This is a genomic window from Pseudooceanicola nitratireducens, assembly GCF_900109195.1.
GTDB classification, from domain to species: Bacteria; Pseudomonadota; Alphaproteobacteria; order Rhodobacterales; family Rhodobacteraceae; genus Pseudooceanicola; species Pseudooceanicola nitratireducens.
The window spans coordinates 227,274-248,645 of the sequence record NZ_FNZG01000003.1; the positions used below are offsets into that span (position 1 = coordinate 227,274).

The 21,372-nt window shown below is 65.2% G+C and carries 19 protein-coding genes; 6 read left to right on the plus strand and 13 right to left on the minus strand.

Annotated elements, in window-relative coordinates; all coding sequences use genetic code 11:
- Positions 1-63: 63 nt before the first annotated feature.
- The 3 genes from phnD to BMX99_RS11765 all read right to left on the minus strand — a co-directional run bounded on the left by phnD (position 64) and on the right by BMX99_RS11765 (position 3,948).
- Positions 64-969, minus strand: a complete 906-nt coding sequence (gene phnD / locus BMX99_RS11755; protein WP_093451886.1) for a phosphonate ABC transporter substrate-binding protein — start codon at positions 967-969, stop codon at positions 64-66.
- 63 nt (positions 970-1,032) lie between these two features.
- On the minus strand, positions 1,033-1,845 hold the full coding sequence (phnC, locus tag BMX99_RS11760) for a phosphonate ABC transporter ATP-binding protein (RefSeq protein ID WP_093453271.1): 813 nt from the start codon (positions 1,843-1,845) through the stop codon (positions 1,033-1,035).
- A gap of 318 nt (positions 1,846-2,163) precedes the next feature.
- Entirely contained in the window at positions 2,164-3,948 is a 1,785-nt protein-coding gene (locus tag BMX99_RS11765) for a sensor histidine kinase (protein ID WP_093451888.1), read from the minus strand.
- 99 nt (positions 3,949-4,047) lie between these two features.
- On the opposite strand from BMX99_RS11765, the gene BMX99_RS11770 reads away from it, so the two are divergent.
- Positions 4,048-5,235, plus strand: a complete 1,188-nt coding sequence (locus BMX99_RS11770; protein WP_093451891.1) for a cytochrome P450 — start codon at positions 4,048-4,050, stop codon at positions 5,233-5,235.
- A gap of 292 nt (positions 5,236-5,527) precedes the next feature.
- Here the strand turns inward: BMX99_RS11770 and BMX99_RS11775 are convergent, their stop codons facing one another.
- The 5 genes from BMX99_RS11775 to BMX99_RS11795 form a co-directional block, all read right to left on the minus strand.
- Entirely contained in the window at positions 5,528-6,529 is a 1,002-nt protein-coding gene (locus tag BMX99_RS11775) for a LysR family transcriptional regulator (protein ID WP_093451894.1), read from the minus strand.
- A 19-nt stretch (positions 6,530-6,548) separates the two neighbouring features.
- Positions 6,549-7,112: a polyhydroxyalkanoate synthesis repressor PhaR gene (gene phaR / locus BMX99_RS11780; RefSeq protein WP_093451896.1), complete on the minus strand. Its 564-nt coding sequence runs from the start codon at positions 7,110-7,112 to the stop codon at positions 6,549-6,551.
- Positions 7,113-7,231: 119 nt separating this feature from the next.
- A complete protein-coding gene (locus tag BMX99_RS11785) occupies positions 7,232-7,834 on the minus strand; it encodes a pyridoxamine 5'-phosphate oxidase family protein (RefSeq protein WP_093451898.1) in 603 nt (200 codons plus the stop codon).
- A 208-nt stretch (positions 7,835-8,042) separates the two neighbouring features.
- Positions 8,043-8,486 carry a phasin family protein gene (locus tag BMX99_RS11790; RefSeq protein WP_093451900.1) on the minus strand — a complete coding sequence of 148 codons (444 nt, stop codon included), beginning with the start codon at positions 8,484-8,486 and terminating at the stop codon, positions 8,043-8,045.
- Between the two features lie 148 nt (positions 8,487-8,634).
- Positions 8,635-10,458 (minus strand): PHA/PHB synthase family protein, encoded by a 1,824-nt coding sequence (locus BMX99_RS11795; RefSeq protein ID WP_093451902.1) that lies wholly within the window; start codon positions 10,456-10,458, stop codon positions 8,635-8,637.
- Positions 10,459-10,586: 128 nt separating this feature from the next.
- On the opposite strand from BMX99_RS11795, the gene phaZ reads away from it, so the two are divergent.
- Positions 10,587-11,921, plus strand: a complete 1,335-nt coding sequence (gene phaZ, locus BMX99_RS11800) for a polyhydroxyalkanoate depolymerase (RefSeq protein WP_244525545.1) — start codon at positions 10,587-10,589, stop codon at positions 11,919-11,921.
- Positions 11,922-12,176: 255 nt separating this feature from the next.
- Complete coding sequence (locus tag BMX99_RS11805; RefSeq protein ID WP_093451904.1) at positions 12,177-13,067, plus strand: DMT family transporter; 891 nt, start codon at positions 12,177-12,179, stop codon at positions 13,065-13,067.
- Between the two features lie 20 nt (positions 13,068-13,087).
- On the opposite strand, the gene BMX99_RS11810 is transcribed toward BMX99_RS11805, so the two are convergent.
- A complete protein-coding gene (locus tag BMX99_RS11810; protein WP_093451906.1) occupies positions 13,088-13,549 on the minus strand; it encodes a methylated-DNA--[protein]-cysteine S-methyltransferase in 462 nt (153 codons plus the stop codon).
- A 198-nt stretch (positions 13,550-13,747) separates the two neighbouring features.
- On the opposite strand from BMX99_RS11810, the gene BMX99_RS11815 reads away from it, so the two are divergent.
- The 3 genes from BMX99_RS11815 to BMX99_RS11825 all read left to right on the plus strand — a co-directional run bounded on the left by BMX99_RS11815 (position 13,748) and on the right by BMX99_RS11825 (position 16,455).
- Complete coding sequence (locus BMX99_RS11815; protein WP_093451909.1) at positions 13,748-14,740, plus strand: NAD(P)H-dependent flavin oxidoreductase; 993 nt, start codon at positions 13,748-13,750, stop codon at positions 14,738-14,740.
- On the plus strand, positions 14,737-15,153 hold the full coding sequence (locus BMX99_RS11820) for a VOC family protein (RefSeq protein WP_093451912.1): 417 nt from the start codon (positions 14,737-14,739) through the stop codon (positions 15,151-15,153). Before BMX99_RS11815 ends, BMX99_RS11820 begins: the two co-directional genes overlap by 4 nt.
- A 156-nt stretch (positions 15,154-15,309) precedes the next feature.
- A complete protein-coding gene (locus tag BMX99_RS11825) occupies positions 15,310-16,455 on the plus strand; it encodes a lytic murein transglycosylase (RefSeq protein WP_409371783.1) in 1,146 nt (381 codons plus the stop codon).
- On the opposite strand, the gene BMX99_RS11830 is transcribed toward BMX99_RS11825, so the two are convergent.
- The 4 genes from BMX99_RS11830 to BMX99_RS11845 all read right to left on the minus strand — a co-directional run bounded on the left by BMX99_RS11830 (position 16,438) and on the right by BMX99_RS11845 (position 21,284).
- Positions 16,438-17,160, minus strand: a complete 723-nt coding sequence (locus tag BMX99_RS11830) for a nitroreductase (RefSeq protein WP_093451916.1) — start codon at positions 17,158-17,160, stop codon at positions 16,438-16,440. The two genes, BMX99_RS11825 and BMX99_RS11830, sit on opposite strands and share 18 nt — an antisense overlap.
- Before the next feature lie 127 nt (positions 17,161-17,287).
- A complete protein-coding gene (locus BMX99_RS11835) occupies positions 17,288-18,394 on the minus strand; it encodes an acyl-CoA dehydrogenase family protein (RefSeq protein WP_093451918.1) in 1,107 nt (368 codons plus the stop codon).
- A 6-nt stretch (positions 18,395-18,400) separates the two neighbouring features.
- Complete coding sequence (locus tag BMX99_RS11840; RefSeq protein WP_093451920.1) at positions 18,401-19,603, minus strand: acyl-CoA dehydrogenase family protein; 1,203 nt, start codon at positions 19,601-19,603, stop codon at positions 18,401-18,403.
- A 10-nt stretch (positions 19,604-19,613) separates the two neighbouring features.
- On the minus strand, positions 19,614-21,284 hold the full coding sequence (locus tag BMX99_RS11845) for an AMP-binding protein (RefSeq protein WP_170848742.1): 1,671 nt from the start codon (positions 21,282-21,284) through the stop codon (positions 19,614-19,616).
- Positions 21,285-21,372: the final 88 nt, after the last annotated feature.

Below are 21,372 nucleotides of genomic sequence, written 5' to 3' on the forward strand. Positions count from 1 at the left end.
GTCGGAAACGTCCTTGATGGAAACGGGCCCCCGCGACAGGGGCCCGTTCGAGAAGTCTGGAAATTACTGGGATTTTGCCTTGCGGGCTTCGACGATCGACACATAGGCGTCATGGGTGATCGGCTTGAAGCCCAGGGATTCACCCGCCGAGATGTTGTAGGTGCAGTCCTTGTCGGCCTCGTACATGCCTTCGACCAGCGCGGTCATCTTGGCCTTGACCTCTTGCGGCAGGGCCTTGCGCAGAACGATCGGGCCTTCCGGGATCGGCTTGGACCGCCAGATTTCCACCAGGTCGTTCATGTCGATCAGGCCCGCGTCCACGGCCTTGCGCAGCGCGCCCGAGTTGAAGCCGTCTTCCCAGTTGCCCTGGCCGTCGGCCCAGGTCACGCCGCCGTCGACGTCACCGTTGTTGACTGCAACGATGGTCTGTTCGTGACCGCCGGTGAACACGACCTCACCAAAGTAGTCGCCGTTTTCCATGGTCGCGCCGGTGGTCTGGGGGATCTCGATCGAGGGGATCAGGTAGCCAGAAGTCGAGTTCGGATCACCGAAGCCGAATTTCTTGCCCTTCAGCCCTTCGAGAGAGGTGATGCCGGCGTCCTTGCGGGCAAAACCGATCGAATGATAGCCGTAGGAGCCGTCGAGGTTGATCTTGACCAGCACCGGCTCGACCGCTTCGGGATCGTCCAGGAAGGTCTTGGCATAGCCCGAGGCACCCAGCCAGGCCATGTCGATGGTGCCTCCCAGCAGGCCCTGGATCACGCCGTCATAATCGGCGGGCGCGAACAGCTTGACCGGAACGCCCAGGGTCTCTTCGGTATAGCCCTTCAGGCATTCATGGCTGTTCAGACGGTCTTGGGCGTTCTCGCCGCCCAGAATGCCGATGCGGAATTCTTCGATCTGGTCCTGCGCGAAGGCAGGGGTGACAAGCGCGGTGGTGGTCAGCGCAAGGGCGATCAGGTTTTTCATCTTGGTTGCTCCCGTGGTGAAAAGCCCGGCCCCCACTGTGGAACCGGGCCGGATGAAAAGAGGTCAGGCAGGAATGGGCGCCGGCCGGGTGGTCCGGTTCAGCGCGCCGATCTCGGTGGATGTCGCCTCTTCCGAGAAGGACGCATCGGCACCATAGATGTCGCGGGCCACGCCGGTCGTCAGCTGCTCGGGCGTGCCGTCAAAGACGATGCGGCCGTGCAGCATGCCGATCACGCGGTCGCAATAGCGGCGCGCGGTGTCCAGCGTGTGCAGGTTGGCGATGACCGTACGGCCATCTTCCTCGTGGATACGACGCAGCGCATCCATGACGATCTGGGCGTTCATCGGGTCGAGGCTGGCAATCGGCTCATCCGCCAGGATGATCTTGGGATCCTGCATCAGGGCGCGCGCGATGGCGACGCGCTGCTGCTGTCCGCCCGACAGGGCCTCGGCGCGCTTGGGCGCATGTTCGGCAATGCCCAGGCGGTCCAGGATGTCGATGGCGCGATGGATGTCGGCCTCGGGGAAAAGGTTGAACAGGCTGGCCAGGGTCGAGCGTTTGTTCAACGTGCCATGCAGCACGTTCGACACCACATCCATGCGCGGCACCAGGTTGAACTGCTGGAAGATCATCGCGCAATCGGCCTGCCAGGCACGCTTCTCCGCACCCTTCAGCGCGGTGACGTCCCGGCCCTCGAAGACCACCTGCCCGCTGGTGTGATCGGTCAGCCGGTTCAGCATCCGCAGCAGGGTCGATTTGCCCGCACCGGAACGGCCGATGATCCCGATCATCATCGGGCGGTCCACCTGGATCGTGGCACGGTCAACGGCAGTATTCTTGCCGAAGGTTTTCGTCAGTTCGTCGATACGCAGCAAAGCGGCCCCCATCTGTCCTGCGCCGTCTGCTAAGGGGCCACCGCCAAGGTTTTGTATCACTTCAAAGAAAGTTTTGTGACGCCGCTCCTCCTGACCGAACTTCGCGCTAGTCCCCCGCTCCCGGCACCACCCGCCCACCTCAAAACAGGGCCCCCGCCCCGCCAAAGCGCGCACGCCCTCCCTCTTTGGTTTTCAAAAATATCCCCGCCGGAGGCCCGCATTTGTCCCAAGGGACAAATGCAATAAAATCGCGTGCGCCGCAGGCGCGCCTCTGGATCACGCTCCAAACCCCAAACCGACGCCCCCAGGCCAAAGCCCCTATTGCGCCGCCAGGTCCTCCGCGACCGGCTCCAGCTCGACCGAGAATTCCGCTCCGCCCTGCTCCAGGTTCCGCCCCCGGATCGCGCCGCCAAAGCTCTGCACCAGCCCATAGGAAATCGACAGCCCCAGCCCCATCCCTTCCGAGGCCCCGACCTCCTTCGTGGAATAGAAGGGATCAAAGATCCGCTCGGGCTGATCAATGCCGGGGCCGGTGTCGCGCACCCGGATCACCGGCCGGCCGTTTGCGCCCCCCGCTGCCTCCAGGGTGATGGTCAGCGCCTTACGCTCCGATCCTGCCATGGCATCGGCGGCATTGGAAATCAGGTTGACCAGCACCTGCGCCAGCCGAACTTCTCCGGCCATGGCGCGCACCGGCTGCGCGGGCGGCTGCCAGTTCAGCGCCACACCGTCCTTGGCCAGCCGCGCCTCGGTCATCTCCAGCGCGCTGGCGATCACCTGGCCCAGGTCGATGCGCCTGGCCGGTTCGCTTTCCTGCCGGGCAAAGGCGCGCAGGTTGCGGATGATCCGCCCCATGCGACCCGACAGCTCGGAAATCCGCGTCAGGTTCTGGCCCGCCTGGTCGGCCTTGCCGCGCTCCAGCAACAGCGATCCGTTCTCGGCGAACTGGCGGATCGCCATCAGCGGCTGGTTCAGCTCATGGCTCAGCCCCGCCGACATCTGCCCAAGGGCCGACAGCTTGCCGGCCTGGACCAGTTCTTCCTGAGCGCGTTTCAATGCCGCTTCAGCCTCCTGCCTCTCGGTCACCTCGCGGCGCAGGGCGATGTTGGTGCCCGAGAGCTCGGCGGTGCGTTCGGCCACCCGGATCTCAAGCTGCGCATTGGCCCGCGCCAGCACCCGCCGCCGTTCCATCGCCCAGAAGACCACCGCGCCGAAGGCCAGCAGGATCAGCCCGGCCACGGCCCCCTGCAGCAGCGCCAGACGCTCGGCGGGGGTGACGTCGATCAATGCCGTCGCCTGCATGCCCGCCTGGGGGATATCGCGGACCAGCCGCAGCGCCGGATCGGGCACATAGGCCCCCAGTTCGGCGCGCCAGATCTCGTGCCCGCCCACCATCTCGCGCCGCAGCGGCACCGCCGCGCCCTGGGGCGGCTGCAACCGGTCGTCCCCGACCTGCCACATCAGGATCTCGGACCGGTTGGTGACAAAGACCCGGCCCGCGCCATCGGTGAAGAAGACCGCCGGGCGATCCCCGCGCCAGGCCTGTTCCACGTGGTCGATGTCCACCGCCACGATCAGCGCCCCGCGCACCCCTCCGCCGGGCGCGTAACTGGGCGCGGCAAAGACATAGGCGCGCAGCCCGTCCGGCCCGATCGGCGCGATCCCTGACCCAAGCGCCCCGTTGAAGGCCCGCCCCAGCACGCGGTCCGGCACCAGCGACTGCAGGCTGCCGCCCTCTTCCGCCAGCCGGGCCGAGGCCAGGACCTCGCGCTCGGACGAGACGTAGATCAGGTTCAGCGCCGTGGTCCGGTCCGCCGCTCCGGTCAGAAGGTCATTGGCCAGCACCCGCAGCTCGGCGCTCTGGGGCGAGGCCGCGACGGCTTCGAGCGCGGGATGGCTGGTCATCAGCACCGCCAGATCCTGGTAGCGCTGCATCTGCCCGGTCAGACGGTCCACGGTCAGGGCCAGGTCTGCCTCGCCCCGCTCCTGCAGCGGCGACAGCGCCTGGCGAAAGCCCGCGCGCCCGACACCCCAGGCGCAACCAAGGGTCAGGGCAAGATAGATCAGGACCAGGGCGACACGGCGCATCAGGGATCGGCTCATGAAGTTCCTTATATCCGCGCCACCCGACACTGGAAATGCCATCCTGCGGCGGCACCTCTGGCTCTTGCCTCCCGGCGTGCTCCGGCCCTAGATGGCCGCATGACGCTGAACCAATCCCCGACCGATCCCGCCTTTGTCCAGAACCCCTACCCGGTCTATGCCCGAGCCCGGGCCGCGGCCCCGCTGCAGTTCTGGGAAGACTACGGCATGATGGCCGCCTTCAGTCACGAGGCCGTGCAAACCTTTCTGAAGGATCGCCGCTTTGGCCGCGAGATCCCGGCCGAACTGGCCCGGCCGCATCCCTCGCACCTGGCCCCCTTCTACGCCATCGACGACCATTCGATGCTGGAACTGGACGGCGACACCCACAAACGCCTGCGCGGGCTGGTGCTGCGCGCCTTCACCTCGCGCCGGATCGCGGCCCTGGGACCGGAAATCGCCGCCCTCTCGCACCAGCTGATCGATGCCTTCCCGACGGGCGACTTCGACCTGCTGACCCATTTCGCCGCCCCCCTTCCGGTGCGCATCATCGCCCGGCTGCTCGGCGTGCCGGAGGAGATGTCGCCAGACCTCCTGCGCTGGTCTAACGCCATGGTCGCCATGTACCAGGCCCGCCGCGACCGCGCCGTCGAAGACGCCGCCGCCAGGGCCGCCGCCGATTTCTCGGACTTCATCCGCAGCTATATCGAGACCCGCCGCACCGATCCCCGCGACGACCTTATCACCCAGCTGATCGCCGCCGAGGAAGACGGCACCCGCCTCTCGACCGACGAGATGATCGCCACCTGCATCCTGCTGCTGAATGCCGGGCACGAGGCCACGGTGCATACGATTGGCAACGGCATGGGCCGCCTGCTCTCCGCGCCCTTGCACGCGCAGCTCGCCATCCATTGCGCCCCCGAGGCCATCGCCGCCACGACCGAAGAGATCCTGCGCCACGACCCGCCGCTGCACATGTTCACCCGCTACGCCTATGAAGAGGTCACGCTGTTCGGCCATACCTTCCGGCGCGGCGATCAGGTGGCGCTGATGCTGGCCGCCGCCAACCGCGATCCCGCCGCCTGGACCGACCCCGAGACCTTCGATCCGACGCGCCCCGTCAAGACGAACTCGGCCTTCGGGGCCGGCGCGCATTTCTGCATCGGCGCGCCCCTCGCCCGGCTGGAGCTGACGACCGCGCTACCGATCCTCGCCGCGCGCTGCCCGCAGATGCAGCTGGCCGCGCCTCCAGAATACGGCGACACCTATCACTTCCACGGCCTCACCGCCCTGCGCGTCCGCGCCTGACCCACCAGAAAGCCCCGGACGCGCCACGCCCCATTCCCGTCTCCCTCCCGACACCAAAATCACGCCGCCCGACCCTACGCCCTCCAAAACCCACGCGCCGCCCCCCGCAGCACAAAGCACCGCCCGCGCCACAAACCGCGCGCGCCCTCTCATCCTCTTGCCAAAAATATCCCGGGGGGAGCGTCAAAGCTTCAGCTTTGTCGCCGGGGGGCAGCGCCCCCCGTCCCGCACCCACCACAGGCGCGACGGTGCCTGAACCAGCCCCGCAACCATCACAAAACAAAAGAAGAAATCAGACCAGCGCCAGCCGCGCCGACAGATGCGGATAGGCCGCCACCGCCGGCTCCACAACGACCTCGCGCAGCAGCGCCCGCAGCTCGGACGCCACGGCGCCGGGCACGTCATCCAGGATCCCCTGCCGCGCCATCAGAACAATACGACGCGACACCGGCGCAAAGGGCAGATCCATCAGCTCAAGCCCCGGGATCAGCCGCCGCGCGCGGATCAGCGCAAGCGGCGGCAGGATCGTCCAGCCGACACCCTGACCGACCAGGGCCAGGATGGCGTGATAGCTGTCCAGTTCAAACCGATGTGCCAGGGTCAGGTTCTGCTGGGCCAGATGGGTGGCGATCAGCCGCCCCATGTGATGACGCGTGGTATAGGGCACCAGCGGCTGCGCCTTCAGCTGCGCCAGCACATCGCCCGAGGGATCGACCATCCCCTTCGGCGCGGCGACCACGAAATCCTCGGTCAGGATCGGGTGCACCTCGGCCCAGGGCGGGGCCTCGCCCATCTCGGCGGTGACGATGACGTCCAGCGCCTCGGCCTCCAGCTGGTCGTACAGCCCGTGGGAGGCCCCGGTTTCCAGCAGGAACTGACAGCCCTCGAGCCGCGCGGCCATGCGCACCAGAAGCTGCGGGGTGACGTCGGCCTCGAGATCGTCGATCACACCGAACCGCAGCCGCCGCAGCGTGGGCGCGCCGGCGACCAGCAATTCGGCCCGGGCCTGGGCGGCCTCGTTCAGGATGGATTGCGCGCGGCGGCGAAAGGCCTCGCCCGCCGGGGTCAGGGTCACGGGCCGGGCATTGCGCACCAGCAGCGTGACGGCCAGCGCGGCTTCGAGGTTGGTCAGCTGCTGCGACACCGCCGAGGCGCTGACGCCCAGACGCCGCGCCGCGGCAGAGATCGAGCGTTCCTCTGCCGTGGCCACGAAGACCTCGATCCCCCACAGCGTGATGCGTCCCGGGCTCGCGGTGCCACCGCCAAGCGCGGCTGCCACCGGTCCCCCGTCCATTGAACCTGACCCCATGGGATCAGTTCATCTTGTTCAGCTTGCTCTGCAGCTCGGCCAGCTGTTTCTTGATGTCATCCAGATCATCGCCCTTGGCCGGGGCCTCGCCGCCCTTGGGGGCGGCACCATCCTCGGGGGCCTTCCAGTTGCCGAAGCCGCCGGACATCGCCTTGAGGAAGGCCTCTTGCTGGGCCTGAAGCGCCTCGAACCCGGGCATCTTGGCCATCGGGTTGATCGCGGTCATGTTCTCCATCATCTTCGACTGGCTGTCGCGCAGCATCTCGAAGCTTTGCGCCAGGAACTGCGGCACGACGGACTGCGCCTGCGTCGTATAGCTGCGCACCAGGTCGGTCAGAACGCCAAGCGGCAGGACGTTTTCGCCCCGGCTTTCGTGTTCCGCGATGATCTGCAGAAGGTATTGCCGGGTCAGGTCGTCGCCCGATTTCAGATCGACGATCTGCACCTCGCGGCCGTCCCGGATGAACCCCGCGATATCCTCTAGCGTGACGTAATCGCTTGTCTCGGTGTTGTACAACCGCCGCGATGCGTAACGTTTGATAAGAAGCGGTTTTTCGGTCTCAGCCACGGGCCATCCCTCCCAATTGCAGCGCTGCAGCACAGCTTAGGTGCTCTGCAGCAAATTGCAAAAGGTTTTGCACAATAACCCGGCATTGCCCCCCCCTTGGTCCGGGGTGCCCCCGGCCCTTACCAAAGCCGCGGTCGGGCGTATTCGGCATAGCCGTCGTCATAGCCCTTGGCGTCGAAACCGGCCTCGGCCTCCTGGATCAGCTCTCCGGCCGTGGGGACCATGGCGCTGTCGTCGCGCCCTGCCCAAAGCTCGGACCGGATCAGCGCCTTGGCACATTGGAAATAGACCTCGTCCACGGTGATCTCGATCACGGTGCGGGGCTGTTTGCCGGCCTTTTCGAAACTGGCCAGCAGATCGGCGTCGGCCAGCACCGCGCCCTGCCCGTTCACCCGCACCACGTTGCCGCTGCCCGGCACCATGAACATCACGCTGACGCGGGGATCGCGCACGATGTTGCGCAGGGAATCGATCCGGTTGTTGCCCATCCAGTCGGGCAGTAGGATGCGGCTGGGCCCGTCGATCCGCACCACCGACCCGTCATCGCCGCGCGGGCTGGCATCGGTGCCCTCGGGGCCGACGGTCGACAGCACCATGAAGCGCGAGGCCATGATCCAGCGAGCATAGGCCGGCGTCAGGTGATCCGCGACCTTGGTCAGCGATCGCGGCACTGCGGCACCATAATGGGTTTCCAGCTCTTCAATCGTGGTGATCTTGGTCATGCCGCGCCTTCCTGTCCTGCCCGCCGGGGCCTTTTCGGCGCGACCCTAGCGGCGGATCGCCCCGGGCAACAGCGCAAAGGCGGAACGGGCGGCCTTGCGCGCGACCCACGCGCCACGTCCGGCACCCGGACACGAAAAAAGGCGGGCCCCGGAGGACCCGCCTTGATGCCGCGCTCAATAAGGGAGGAGAGAGAGCGCGTAGAGAACCTTACTTCGCGGCAGCTTTCTTGGCGGCTGCGGTGGTTTCTTTTGCCGCTTTCTGCACGGCGGCAGAGGTTTCTTCTGCCATGTCCTTGCCGGCTGCCATCATCAGCTCGACCGTTTCGGTCTGGGCTTTCTTGGCGATCTCGGCAAAGGTCGCCATGTTTTCGGCGGCCATTTCGGCGGTTGCGGTGGCGAAATCGGTCATCGCCTTCGCGTAATCTGCGGGCTCGGCTTTGACTTTGGTCAGAGCGGCCATCTTGGACAGGGTGTCCTTGGTCCATTTGGTGGACAGGTCGGTCGACTTTTCAGCCGCTTCCAGGGCAACACCGGACAGCTTTTCGTTCAGCGTCGCGGAGGTCTTGAAGGATTCCTCGAACGACTTGGTGTCGACCGGGAATGCACCCATCATGTCTTTCATCATGGCGGTGAAGTCTTGGGTAGTAGCCATTGTTAGTTCCTCTCTCAGGATGGTTCCGTTTCCATGCGGAACCGTATTGCGTCTCTGAGGAAGAATATGAGTGCTGCGGTGCAGAAAATCAAGATATTTTTGCTGCACCGCAGAAAATCGAACAAAGTCCGAGGGATGCGGGTTCGCGTCAGGTTGGCAAACTTGCCGTAACGTAGCTTCCCGGGGCCGGACAGATCGCGGGGTGAGTCGCGTCACCCGGTTCGCGGGCCGCAACTTCCTTGCCCGAGTTGGCGGTGATCCATTCGCCCCAACGGGGCCACCAGCTGCCTTCGTGGAACTGGGCGGTGTCGAACCAGGTGGCTTCGTCCAGGCTCAGATCCTCGTTGGTGTAATGGCCGTACTTCTTTTTCGAAGGCGGGTTCACGATGCCGGCGATATGGCCGGACTGAGACACGATGAAGGTCTTTTCCTTCGACCCCATCTGCTGCACGCCGCGATAGCTGGTCTTCCAGGCGGCGATATGATCGGTTTCGCAGGTGATGGCATAGACCGGCACCGTCACGTCCGAGACATGCAGACGTTCGCCGCAAAGCTCGATCCCTTCGGTGACGAATTCATTCCGCTGGCACAGCTGGCGCAGGTACTGCACCGCCATCTTGCCCGGCAGGTTGGTGCCATCCCCGTTCCAGTACAGCAGGTCGAAGGCGGGCGGCGTTTCCCCCATCATGTAGCTGCGGATCGCCGGGCGATAGATCAGGTCGTTGGACCGCAGGAAGGAAAACGTGCGCGACATGATATGGCTGCGCAGGATGCCATAACTGTTCACCTCGGCCTCGATCCCGTCGATGAAATCATTCTGCAGGAAGGGCGTGAAATCCCCCTGGTCGGCGAAATCCGTCAGCGCGGTAAAGAAGGTCGCCGTGTGCACCGACTTGTCCTTGCGGTGCTTCATCAGCGCCAGGGTCATCGCCAGCGTGGTGCCGCCGATGCAATAGCCGATGGTGTTCACCTTCTTCTGGCCGGTGATTTCCTTGGCCTCGCGGATCGCGGCCAGGTAGCCCTCTTCAATGTAATCCTCGATACCGACGTCGGCATAGGACCGATCGGGATTGACCCAGGACACGACAAACAGCGTGATCCCCTGTTCGGTCACCCACTTGATGAAGGAATTCTGTTCCTTCAGGTCGAGGATATAGAACTTGTTGATCCAGGGCGGGAAGATGATCAGCGGCAGCGCATGCACCTTCTCGGTCTTGGGCGCATATTGGATCAGTTCGATCATGCGGTTGCGATAGACCACCTGGCCTTCGCTGGTGCCGATATTGCCGCCGACCTGGAAGGCCGAGGTATCGGCCAGCCGCACCAGAAGCTCGCCCTTGTTGGCCTCGATATCCGCCACCAGGTTCTCAAGCCCCTTCACCAGGCTCTCGCCCTCGGTCTCGATCGCGCGCTCCAATGCGTCGGGGTTGGTGGCCAGGAAATTCGTCGGAGCCATCATGTCGATGATCTGCTGGCTGAAGTAGGTCAGCCGCTGACGCTCGACCTCGTCCAGGCCTTCGGCGTCGGACACCGCGTCCTTGATGGCCTTGGCGTTCAGCATGTACTGCTGCTTGATGTAGTTGAAATAGGGATGCGTCTTCCACAGCGGGTTGGAAAAGCGGGCATCGTCGGGGGTGTGATCCTCGGGCGCCTCCAGCTTGCCATTGGCCAGGGCCTGCTGCGCTTCCAGGAAGTGCTGCACGGATTTCGACCAAAACTCGGCCTGGTGTTCGAAAACCTTGGCGGGGTTCTGCACCATTTCCGCCCAATAGGCAGCCGCGCCCTTGGTAAAGACATCCGGGTCCGGCGCATTCAGCGCGGCGTTCACCGGGTGGTGCTTGGCCATGGCGGCAGTCAGACGTTTGGCCAGTTCGTCCATCTTGGCAAGGTTCTGATCCAGCCGTTTCAGGGCGGCCTGGTCGGCATCGGGCGTCACGTTATCTTTACCCTTGCCCGTCGTTTCAGTTGCCATGGAACAAATTCCCCCCTAGATTGCTGCAAAGCAGCATACGGCCAAGCCTTCGCGGAACCCGGGCCCGGAACCGGTGGAAACGCAGCCAAGAGGCCGAACTGACCTGACCAGGTCCACGGGAGACGCACATGCGCTATATGGCAACTTATGACTTGATGGAGTCAATCCGCAATACCAATCAATGGCTTGGTGCGACGGCAAACTCCATGGCTTCCTATCCGGCATTCTCACTTGTCCCCAACCCGATGCTGCACTGGATGGCAGCCTGGGGCCAGGTGACCGAACGCTCTTTCGAGCGGATGGTGACCAAGCCCGACTGGGGCATCCATTCGATGACCTGCAAGGACGGCAAGGATCACCTTGTCTCGATCACGCCGGTCGTCGAACGCGCCTTTGGTGACCTGATCCACTTTGACGTGCAAGGCCGCGAAGAGCAGGAGCGCAAGATCCTGCTGGTTGCGCCGATGTCCGGCCATTACGCGACCCTCCTCCGGTCGACTGTCGTGTCCCTGCTGCCCGACGCCGAGGTCTATATCACCGACTGGCACAACGCCCGCGACATCCCCGTGTCGGAAGGCAAGTTCGATATCGAAGACTACACGCTCTATCTTGTCGATTTCATGAAAGAGCTGGGCCCCGACATCAACGTCATCGCCGTCTGTCAGCCCGCGCCCCTGACCCTGGCCGCCACCGCCTATCTGGCGGAAATCGACCCCGAGGCGCAGCCCAACACGCTGACCCTGATCGGCGGCCCGATCGACCCCGACGCCACCCCGACCGAAGTGACCGATTTCGGCCATTCCGTCACCATGGGCCAGCTGGAAGAACTGATGATCCAGCGCGTCGGCCTGAAGTACAAGGGCATCGGCCGCCGGGTCTATCCCGGCCTGCTGCAGCTGACGTCCTTCATGTCGATGAATGCCGAACGTCACAGCCAGGCCTTCAACGACCAGATCTTCCGCGTCATGCGCGGCGAGGCATCGGAAAACGATCACCACAACCGTTTCTACGACGAATACCTGGCGGTCATGGACATGACGGCGGAATTCTACCTGTCCACTGTCGAACGGATCTTCAAGGCCGGTGAGATCGCCAAGAACGAATTCATCGTCGCGGGCCACAAGGTCGACATCGGCAAGATCACCAATGTCGCGGTGAAGACCGTCGAAGGCGAAAAGGACGACATTTCCGCCCCCGGCCAATGTGTCGCCGCGCTGAACCTTTGCACCGGCCTGCCGGACGAGATGAAGGCAAGCCACCTTGAACCCGGTGCCGGCCACTATGGCATCTTCGCCGGTTCGTCCTGGCGCAACAACATCCGCCCGCTGGTGCTGGATTTCATCGACGCCAACGCCGGTGGATCGAAAACCGCGCAGCCCGCGTCCAAGCGCAAGAAGGCGGCGGACAAACCTGCTGACAAACCCGCTGGCAAACCGGATCTCAAGGTCGCCTCCTCCAACTGAGGCAAGGCACCATCCCGGACAAAAGGGCGGCCCCACGGGTCGCCCTTTTCTTTTACTCATGCGACGGGGAACCGACGCCCTGCGCCCATAATTCAGGCAAACGCCCGAAGATGCATCACCGGACCTGCGCTTGCGCAGCGCCCCGGCTTCTGGCAGCGTCCGCCGGGACCGCGCCCGCGCTACGCCCCATAGCCCCGCGATCATCCCGACAGACAGCCAGCCCCGCAAGGGGCCGTTGCAGAAGGCCCCGACCGCATGACCGCACTTCTGGCAGATGACCGCCGGGCCGACCTGATCGGCAGCCTCTGGATGATCACCGCCATGGCCAGCTTCGCGATCGAGGATGCCTTCATCAAGACCGCCGGGGCCAGCCTGCCGATTGCGCAGATCCTGGTGATCTTCGGCCTGGGCGGCAGCCTTGTCTTTGCCGCCGTTGCCCGGCTTCAGGGCGAACCGCTGTTCGTGCCCGACGTGCTGTCCCCGCCGATGCGCGTCCGCGTGGTGTTCGAGATCGCCGGGCGGCTGTTCTACACGCTGGCCATCACGCTGACGCCGCTGTCGGTGGCGACCGTGGTGCTGCAGGCCACGCCCCTGGTGGTGGTCGCCGGGGCCGCGCTTGTCTTTGGCGAAACCGTTGGCTGGCGGCGCTGGACGGCGATCTTCATCGGGCTTCTGGGCGTCGTCGTCATCGTCCAGCCGGGGGCCGAGAGCTTTTCGCCCCTGACCATCTTTGCCATCCTCGGCATGCTGGGCTTTGCCGGGCGCGACCTGGCCAGCCGCGCCGCGCCCCGGACGATTTCGACGACGCTTCTGGGCCTATACGGGTTCCTGACGATGCTGGTCGCGGGCGTGGTTGTCGGCCTGTGGATGGGACAGCCCTTTGTCTGGCCACCCCTGACGGTCGCACTGGCGATGCTGGGGGCCATCATCTTTGGCACCACGGCCTATTCCTGCCTGATGAAGGCCATGCGCACCGGGGCCGTGTCGGCCGTGACCCCCTTCCGCTATACCCGCCTTCTGTTCGGCATCGCCCTGGGCCTGCTGATCTTTCAAGAGGCGCTGACCCTGCCGATGATCGTCGGATCCTGCCTGATCCTGTCTTCGGGCTTGTTCATCCTGTGGCGCGGCAAAAGGGTCTCGGGCTAGGCGCGCGCCCTTCGCCCGTCTCAGATCAGCAGCCCCGCCGCCCCTTCGATCCGCAGCAGCGCCACCTTGGTCTCGACCCCGCCCGCGGCCGAGAACCCGCCCAGCCCCGAAGCGCCAAGCACCCGGTGACAGGGGATGATCAGCGGGATTGGATTGCGCCCGCAGGCCTGGCCGATGGCCTGCGCGGGCTTGCTCAGGTCGCGCGCCAGATCGCCATAGGTCCGCGTCTGCCCGAAGGGGATCGCCTGCATCAGGGCGCAGACCTGCGGAACGATGCCGCCCACCTCGACCCGGCAGGGCAGATCGAACCGCGTCAGCCGACCGTCGAAATAGGCCGCGACCTGCCCGGCCGCCTCCTCAAGCAGGGGAACTGGACCCGCGCCCGACAACCGCCGCCAGCCCGCCGCCACCAATGCGTCATCCCGCGCCTGCATCCAGAAGGGCCCCATGGGGCTGGGGCATTCGATCACATGTGCTTCCATGCCCCGCAGGCTGGCCTTATTCTGCACAGCGGACAAGACGCTACGTGATTTTCGTTGGCACAGCTTTCCCCCGTGACACCCCCCGGACGAGATGCCAGAACTACGACCAACCAGTCATGACACGACAGGCCGGCCCCGGATCGCCCTGCTGCAATCCGGGCATCAGACCCCGCCGGCATCCAAGGGAGGATCACCATCATGTCCATGCCAGAGCAACTGAAGAACCTGCGGATCCCGCTGATCGGCAGCCCTTTGTTCATCATCTCGAACCCCGATCTGGTCATCGCCCAGTGCAAGGCCGGCATCGTCGGCTCCTTCCCGGCGCTGAACGCCCGCGAGGCCGCCGGCGAAGAGATCGAGCTGGACAAATGGCTGACCCGGATCGCGGATGAACTGGACGCCCACAACCAGGCCAACCCCGACAGCCCCGCCGCGCCCTATGCGGTCAACCAGATCGTGCACAAGTCGAATGCCCGGCTGGAACGTGACGTCGAGATCTGCGTCAAGCACAAGGTGCCGGTCTGGATCACCTCGCTTGGCGCGCAGCCCTGGGTTTACGAGGCCGCGCATTCCGTGGGTGCCATCGTCCTGCACGACATCATCAACGACATGTTTGCCCACAAGGCCATCGAAAAGGGCGCCGACGGTCTGATCGCCGTGGCCGCCGGGGCCGGTGGCCATGCCGGGGCTCTGTCGCCGCTGGCGCTGGTGCAGGAGATCCGCGAATGGTTCGACGGCCCGCTGTTCCTGTCCGGGGCCATCGGCAAGGGCGACAGCATCCTGGCCGCCCAGGCCATGGGCGCGGACGGCGGCTATGCCGGATCGATCTTCATCGCGACAGAAGAAGCCAACGCCGTCGAGGGCTACAAGCAGATGATCACCGAACACGGCGCGTCGGACATCGTCTACTCCAACCTCTTCACCGGCGTCTGGGGCAACTACCTGAAGCCCTCGATCGCCAATGCGGGCATGGACCCCGAGGCGCTGGAACGCTCTGACCCCTCGGCGATGAACTTCGGCGAAGGCAAGAAGAAGTGGAAGGACATCTGGGGCTCGGGCCAGGGCATCGGCGCGGTGAAATCCGTGCGCCCCACGGCCCAGGTCGTGGACCAGCTGGCCCGCGAATACCAGGCCGCCCAGGACCGGCTGGCCGCAACCCTGGGCCGCCCCATGGCAAAGGCCGCCGAGTGAGGTATCACGTCGGACGGCTGATCGCTCACCTGGACATCCGGGTGAGCGATCCCGCCACCGCCCTGCCCTTCTACACCGCCATCCTCACCGCGCTTGGCCAATCGGTCGAACGGCTCGAGGATGCGATCAACAGTGATGAGCTTTATGTCACGGCGTCCGGCACCACGGGCCGTGTCACCCGCGATCTGCACCTGTGCTTTCAGGCCAGGGACCGCGCCATGGTCGACGCCTTCCATGCGGCCGGCCTGGCCCATGGCGGGCGCGACAATGGCGGACCGGGACTGCGCGACTATCACCCTGGGTACTACGCGGCCTTCCTGCTGGACCCCGACGGCAACAATATCGAGGCTAAGGTAGACGAACGCGTCACCGCGCGGTCCGTCCCAGTGATTGATATCGATATCGACAGCTGAAGGCGGCAATCCGCTGCCCCGCGCAGCACCACCCCCAGACCCTGTTTGAAACGGCGCGCCCCGGGGCTATGCTTTTGTCAAACGGGCAAACAGCAGGGCCATGGGACCGACAATGAAACGGGCCCCGGACCGGCAATCACACAAGGGCGGACAGGCATCATGACGACACGGCGGACATTTACCCTCGGGCTTGGGCTTCTGGCACTCTCGGCCTGTGGCGGCCTGCCCTCTCGGCCCGGCACCGCGCCCGCCGCCTCGGGCCTCGACCCCGATCTGCGGCCGACGCGCAACTCCGCCTATGACGCCTGGGTCACCGCCTTCAAACCGCGCGCCCGCGCCGCCGGGATCTCGGAGGCCACTCTGACCGCCGCCTTCCGGGGCGCGGGCTACCTGCCCGGCGTCGTCACCCGCGACCGCAGCCAGCCCGAGACCAAGTATTCGCTGGAAGACTACCTTTCGATCGCCGCCTCCGACGACCGCATCGCCCAGGGACGCGCCGCCATGGCCCGCCACCGCGCCACCCTGAATGCGCTGGAAAACCGCTATGGCGTCGGCGCCGCGATCCTCGCCGCCGTCTGGGGCATGGAAAGCCGCTATGGCGCGCGGCGCGGCGATATTCCGGTGATCTCGGCCACCTCGACCCTGGCCTTCGACGGCCGGCGCGGGGCGTTCTTTGAAAAGCAACTGATCGCCGCCCTGCGCATCCTGCAATCGGGCGACACGACGCCCGCCCGCATGGTGGGAAGCTGGGCCGGGGCCATGGGCCACACCCAGTTCATCCCGACCTCCTACCTGGCCTATGCGGTGGATTTCACCGGCGACGGCCGCCGTGACATCTGGTCCGAGGATCCCTCGGACGCGCTGGCCTCCACCGCTGCCTACTTGGCGAAATCCGGCTGGACCCGCGGGCTGAAATGGGGCGGAGAGGCCGGCCAGCCCGGTACCCCCTCGGGCCGCACCCTCACCCCGCAAGAGGGCGCGCCCAGCTTCACGGTCACCGGCAATTTCGACGCGATCAAACGCTACAACAACTCGGATCTGTATGCGATCGGCATCGGGCACCTGTCCGACAGGCTGATGGGCGCTGGACCGATCCGCGGCAGCTTCCCGCCCGACCGCTACGGGCTGACGAAATCCGACCGCATCGCCCTTCAGGAAGGTCTGAGTGCCCGTGGCTACGACACCGGCGGCACCTCGGGGGTGATCGGCCCCAAAAGCCGCGCCGCCATCCGCGCCTACCAGGGCGCGAACGGCCTGCCCGTCACCGGCGATCCCTCTCCCGGCCTACTCGGCCGCCTCTGACCGGGGCGTCCGCCGCCCCGCGCCATCCGCATCAAAGCCCTGGAAGGAACAATTCTCCGACACCTCGCGCCGTGTTGCCTTGACGTCATTGGCAGCGAACTCCTCGTCCGGCCAGCCAAGCGCGACGCAGGTCAGGATCACCTGGTCCTCGGGGATATCGGCACATTCGCGCACGACCGGCGACTGCATGATCCCCTGGCCGTTGATCACCGCACCCAGCCCCTTGGCCCAGGCCGCCAGCACCAGCCCATAGACCGCCGCGCCCGCGTCAAAGACCGCGATCGGCCCGTGTTCGTCCAGCACCTTGTCATAGGTCACCACCACCGACACCGGCGCGTCGAACTGCCGGAACCCGCGCATCACCCAGTCCTGGCGCATCACCTTGTCTTCCCGGGCGATCCCCATGGCGGCAAACAGCTGCTTGGCAATCCCGACCTGGCGATCCCTGTGCACGCCCTCGTAGGCCCCATGCGCCATGATCTCCCGGCTCGGCTCAACGCCTGCCAGCATGCGCTCGGAATTGCCCTTGCGCACGTTCTCCAGAACCTCACCGCTCAGCACGTGGAAATGCCAGGGCTGCGTGTTCATCGAGGACGGTGCCATATTGGCCGCCGCCAAAACCTCCTCCATCAGCGCCCGGCTTACCGGCGCATCCGTAAATCCCCGGATCGACCGCCGGTCCCGCATCGCGTCAAACAGATCCATCTGTCACTCCTTCTCCTGCAAGAGGCGCGCGGCCCTGCACCGCGCCCCCTCGATCATCTTGCCAAAAATACTCTCGCCGAAGGCTGCGGGTGCAGGGGGCCTCGATGGCCCCCTGCACCCGCCCCCGTCACGCGGCCAGACCGCCTGCGGCACACAGCCGGTCCATGTGGAAATCGCGATCGCCATGGGCGATCTCCAGCATGGTCAGGCGCTTGAAGTAATGGCCGATGGCATATTCCATCGTCATTCCCACGCCGCCGTGCAGCTGGATCGACATCTGCCCGACCTCGCGTGAGGCATCGCACATCTTCACCTTCGCCGCCGAAACAGCCAGATCCCGCGCCTGCGCATCCGCATCGTCGCACATGACGCTGGCATACATCGCCATGGATTTCACCTGTTCCTTCTCGACCACGGCCCCGGCGGCGATATGCTGCAGGGCCTGAAAGGACCCGATCGCCTTGCCGAACTGCTCGCGGCCCTTGATGTACTCGACCGTCTGTTCGATGGCCTGTTCCATGCAGCCCAGGCTTTCCGCCAGGACCGCCGCCACCGCCCGCGCCTCGGCCTCGCCAAGCGCCTCTTCGGCCGGACAGCCGCCGGTCAGCTGCTCGGACGGGGTGCCGTCGAAACTCAGCTCGGCCGCGCGGCGACCGTCCTGGGTCTTGTAGGCCCGCGCCTCCATCCCCTCGGCCCCGCCGCGCACCATGTAAAGGCCCAGGCCCCCGGGCCCCTGCGCGGTGACAAAGATCAGATCGGCCTCGGCCCCGAAGGCCACCACGGTCTTGGTCCCGCTCAGCCGGCCCTCGGCATCGGCACGGGTGCCAACCCCTTCGTCGCGGTCGATCATGCCCGGCTCAAGATGCGCCCAGGCCGGCAGAACGGTGCCGCCGATGATCTCTTCGGCCACGGCGGCACGCTGCTCTGCCGATCCCGCCCGCAACAGCGCGGGCGCAATCGCCAGCGCCTCGGCCCAGGGTTCATTGGCCAGCGCATAGCCCATGGCCTGGCCCACGATCATCGTCTCGACCGAGGTCCCGCCAAGCCCGCCGTCCTCTTCCGCAAAGGGCAGCGCAAAGATCCCCAGTTCGGCAAAGCCGGCCCAGATCGCCGGATCGTGCCCGCCCGGCATGTCCATGTACTTGCGGCGCTTTTCGAAATCATACCTGTCGCCCAAAAAGCGCGTCAGGCTGTCCGAGAGCATCCGCTGTTCGTCATTCAGTTCAAAGTTCATGGTTCCTCACAGCCCCAGGATCGCCTTGGAGATGATGCCCTTCTGCACCTGGTCCGACCCGCCGTAGATCGACGACTTGCGATAGTTGAAATAATTCGGCGCGGCGCGTTCGACCCAGGGGTCACCGATCCGCGCATTGTCGCCCAGGTCGCCATCGGTCCAGGGCATCGCCTGCTCGCCCGCCATCTCGACGTAAAGCTCGGTCAGGCGCTGGATCATCTGCGCGCCCTTGATCTTGATGACGCTGGTCGCGGGATCGGGCTTGCCGCTGCTCTGCCCGGCCTCCATCGAGGACAGGACCCGCATCACCGTCATCTCAAGCGCCTTCAGCTCGACCTGGGTCTCGACGTATTTGTCGCGAAAGCGCGGATGCTCCCACAGGGGTCTGCCCCGTACGATCCGTTCCTGCGCCAGCTGCTTCAGCTGTGCCAGCTGCGCCTGCGACGCGCCCACGCGCGGGGCCCCCAGACGTTCGTTGCCCAGCAGGAACTTGGCATAGGTCCAGCCCTTGTTGACCTCACCGATCAGGTTCTTGGCCGGCACCTTCACATCCGTAAGGAAGACCGAGTTGATTTCATGCGCCCCATCCATGGTCTGGATCGGATGCACCTCGACCCCGGGCGATGTCATGTCGACCAGCAGGAAGGAGATGCCTTCCTGTTTCTTGCCCTCGTTCGAGGTCCGCACCAGCAGGAAGATCCAGTCCGCATGCTGGGCATAGGTGGTCCAGGTCTTCTGGCCGTTGACGATCCATTGCTGGCCCGCCTCGTCCCATTCCGCCTTGCACTTGAGAGAGGCCAGGTCGGACCCGGCGCCCGGCTCGGAAAAGCCCTGGCAGAACCAATAGTCGAGCGAGGCGATCTTGGGCAGAAATTCCTGCTTCATCTCGTCGCTGGCGAACTGGATCAGCACCGGGCCGATCATGCCCACGTTGAAGCCCTGCGGGTCCGGGGCCCCGGCGCGCTGGCTTTCCTGCTGAAAGATGTACATCTGCGTAACCGACCAGCCCGGCCCGCCCCATTCCGCCGGCCAGCGCGGCGTGGACCAGCCCTTGGCGTGCAGGGTCTTGTGCCACTGCACGGTCATCTCCTTGGTCGGCGGGTTGCCGCGTTTCAGGTGTTCACGCGTCTCGTCCGGCAGGTTGGCGTCGATGAAATCGCGCACCTCCTGGCGAAAGGCTTCCTCTTCGGGGGTGAATGACAGTTCCATCCTGCTCTCCTCAGGCGGGTTCTTCGGCCGCGCGGGCCAGTTCCTGTTCCTTCAGCATCTTGCGCGATGCCTTGCCGACCGCCGTCCGGGGAAGTTCGTCGCGGAACTCCAGGTGGCGGGGGATCTCGTGGCGGCCCAGCTTGTCGGCCAGGAAGTCCTGTAGCTCTTCCAGGGTAAAGCGCGCGGCACCAGGGTTCAGCATCACGAAGGCCTTGGCGCTTTCGCCGCGATAGGCGTCGGGCACGCCGATCACCATGGCCTCAAGCACATTGGGGTGCTGGTGGATCGCGTTCTCGATGGTCAGCGGATAGACGTTGAACCCGCCCGACAGGATCAGGTCCTTCTTGCGGTCCACGATGAAGAACCATCCGTCTTCGTCCATGTAGCCGATGTCACCGGTCAGGAAGTACCCGTCGCGGGTGTAATTCGCGGCGTTCTCTTCGTCCGACTTGCGCCAGTAGCCTGTGGTGACATTCGCGCCCTTGATCGCCATCTCGCCGGATTGGCCCGGGCCCAGCACCTTGTTGCTATCCTCGACGTCGACGATCTTGATGTCGATGCCGGGCAGCGGAATGCCAATGGTGCCCAGCTTGTCGTCGGGCATCCCGCGCGGCACGTTCGTCCCCGCGGGCGAGGTTTCGGTCATGCCCCAGCCGCCGCGCAGCTTCAGCCCGGTCAGCTGCTTGACCCGCGAATAGACCTCGACCGGAAGTGGCGCGCCCCCCGAGGCCACGTAGTCCAGCGACGACAGATCACGCTTGTCGATATCCGGCAGCGCCAGGATCGCGATCCAGGTGGTGGGCACGCCGCCAAGCGACACGATGCCCTTCTTCTCGATCTCGTCGATGGCGCTGGCCGCATCGAACCGCAGCCGCAGGCATAGCGTCCCCCCTTCGGAGGCACGTTTGATCATGCCCGCGCTCAGCCCCATGATGTGGAACAGCGGCGAATAGCCAAGCGCCGGTTTGCCGGGCTGCTGGCTTGCCTCGCCCTTGCCCATTTCCGTGTACATCTGACATGCGGCAGAAAGGTTCGAATGCGTCAACTGAGCGGCCTTTGGTACGCCCGTTGTGCCACCTGTATATTGCAAAAGTGCAAGATCGTCGGGGCTGGTTTCGACCGCATCCATCGGGTCAGTCGAATGGCCGGCCAGCAAATCCTCGACCGCGTGGGCCCCGGGGATCACCGGACAGTCACGCCCCTGGGCGGACACGGGATCGGGGCAGAGGTAGAGCGCCGGACAGGTGCCATCCGCCAGCAGCTTGGGGAACCGCCCGGCAAACTCGGGCGTGGTGAGCGAGATCACCATCTTCGCCCCGCTGTCGGTCAGCTTGTGCGCGATCTCTTGTTCGGCATCCAGCGGCGACAGATGGGTGATCGCCGCGCCGTACCACAGCGCGCCGAAGAAGAAGATTGGATGCCAGGGACAATTGGGCAGATGCAGCGCGATGCGGTCGCCCTTTTCGATACCCGCCGCCTTCAGCGCCCGCGCCACCTGACTGACCAGACCGTGCATCTGGGCGTAGGAATATTCCTTGCCGTAATATTCGATCATGCAGACGTCAGGCCAGGTCGCAAAGCTTCTGGCCATGCGATCATTGATCGTTTGCGGCACCGGCTTGAAATGCGGGTCCACCCCCTCGGCGTACCAGCGGTACCACGGGCGTTCCTGTTGCGTCATCCGTATCCCCTCCCTTTGCGCAGACGCGGGTGCCATGCCAGGAGGGTACAAATCATCCATGGGCGGCAAGCCATAGGGCTGCCACGTG

Coding starts and splice junctions, on each gene's coding strand:
- BMX99_RS11840 (WP_093451920.1), bottom strand. CDS start 19,603: ATGGAACTGTCATTCACCCCCGAAGAGGAAGCCTTTCGCCAGGAGGTG.
- BMX99_RS11765 (WP_093451888.1), bottom strand. CDS start 3,948: ATGAGCCGATCCCTGATGCGCCGTGTCGCCCTGGTCCTGATCTATCTT.
- BMX99_RS11815 (WP_093451909.1), top strand. CDS start 13,748: ATGTCCATGCCAGAGCAACTGAAGAACCTGCGGATCCCGCTGATCGGC.
- phnD (WP_093451886.1), bottom strand. CDS start 969: ATGAAAAACCTGATCGCCCTTGCGCTGACCACCACCGCGCTTGTCACC.
- BMX99_RS11805 (WP_093451904.1), top strand. CDS start 12,177: ATGACCGCACTTCTGGCAGATGACCGCCGGGCCGACCTGATCGGCAGC.
- BMX99_RS11770 (WP_093451891.1), top strand. CDS start 4,048: ATGACGCTGAACCAATCCCCGACCGATCCCGCCTTTGTCCAGAACCCC.
- BMX99_RS11845 (WP_170848742.1), bottom strand. CDS start 21,284: ATGACGCAACAGGAACGCCCGTGGTACCGCTGGTACGCCGAGGGGGTG.
- BMX99_RS11835 (WP_093451918.1), bottom strand. CDS start 18,394: ATGAACTTTGAACTGAATGACGAACAGCGGATGCTCTCGGACAGCCTG.
- phaZ (WP_244525545.1), top strand. CDS start 10,587: ATGCGCTATATGGCAACTTATGACTTGATGGAGTCAATCCGCAATACC.
- BMX99_RS11795 (WP_093451902.1), bottom strand. CDS start 10,458: ATGGCAACTGAAACGACGGGCAAGGGTAAAGATAACGTGACGCCCGAT.
- BMX99_RS11790 (WP_093451900.1), bottom strand. CDS start 8,486: ATGGCTACTACCCAAGACTTCACCGCCATGATGAAAGACATGATGGGT.
- BMX99_RS11830 (WP_093451916.1), bottom strand. CDS start 17,160: ATGGATCTGTTTGACGCGATGCGGGACCGGCGGTCGATCCGGGGATTT.
- BMX99_RS11810 (WP_093451906.1), bottom strand. CDS start 13,549: ATGGAAGCACATGTGATCGAATGCCCCAGCCCCATGGGGCCCTTCTGG.
- BMX99_RS11785 (WP_093451898.1), bottom strand. CDS start 7,834: ATGACCAAGATCACCACGATTGAAGAGCTGGAAACCCATTATGGTGCC.
- BMX99_RS11775 (WP_093451894.1), bottom strand. CDS start 6,529: ATGGACGGGGGACCGGTGGCAGCCGCGCTTGGCGGTGGCACCGCGAGC.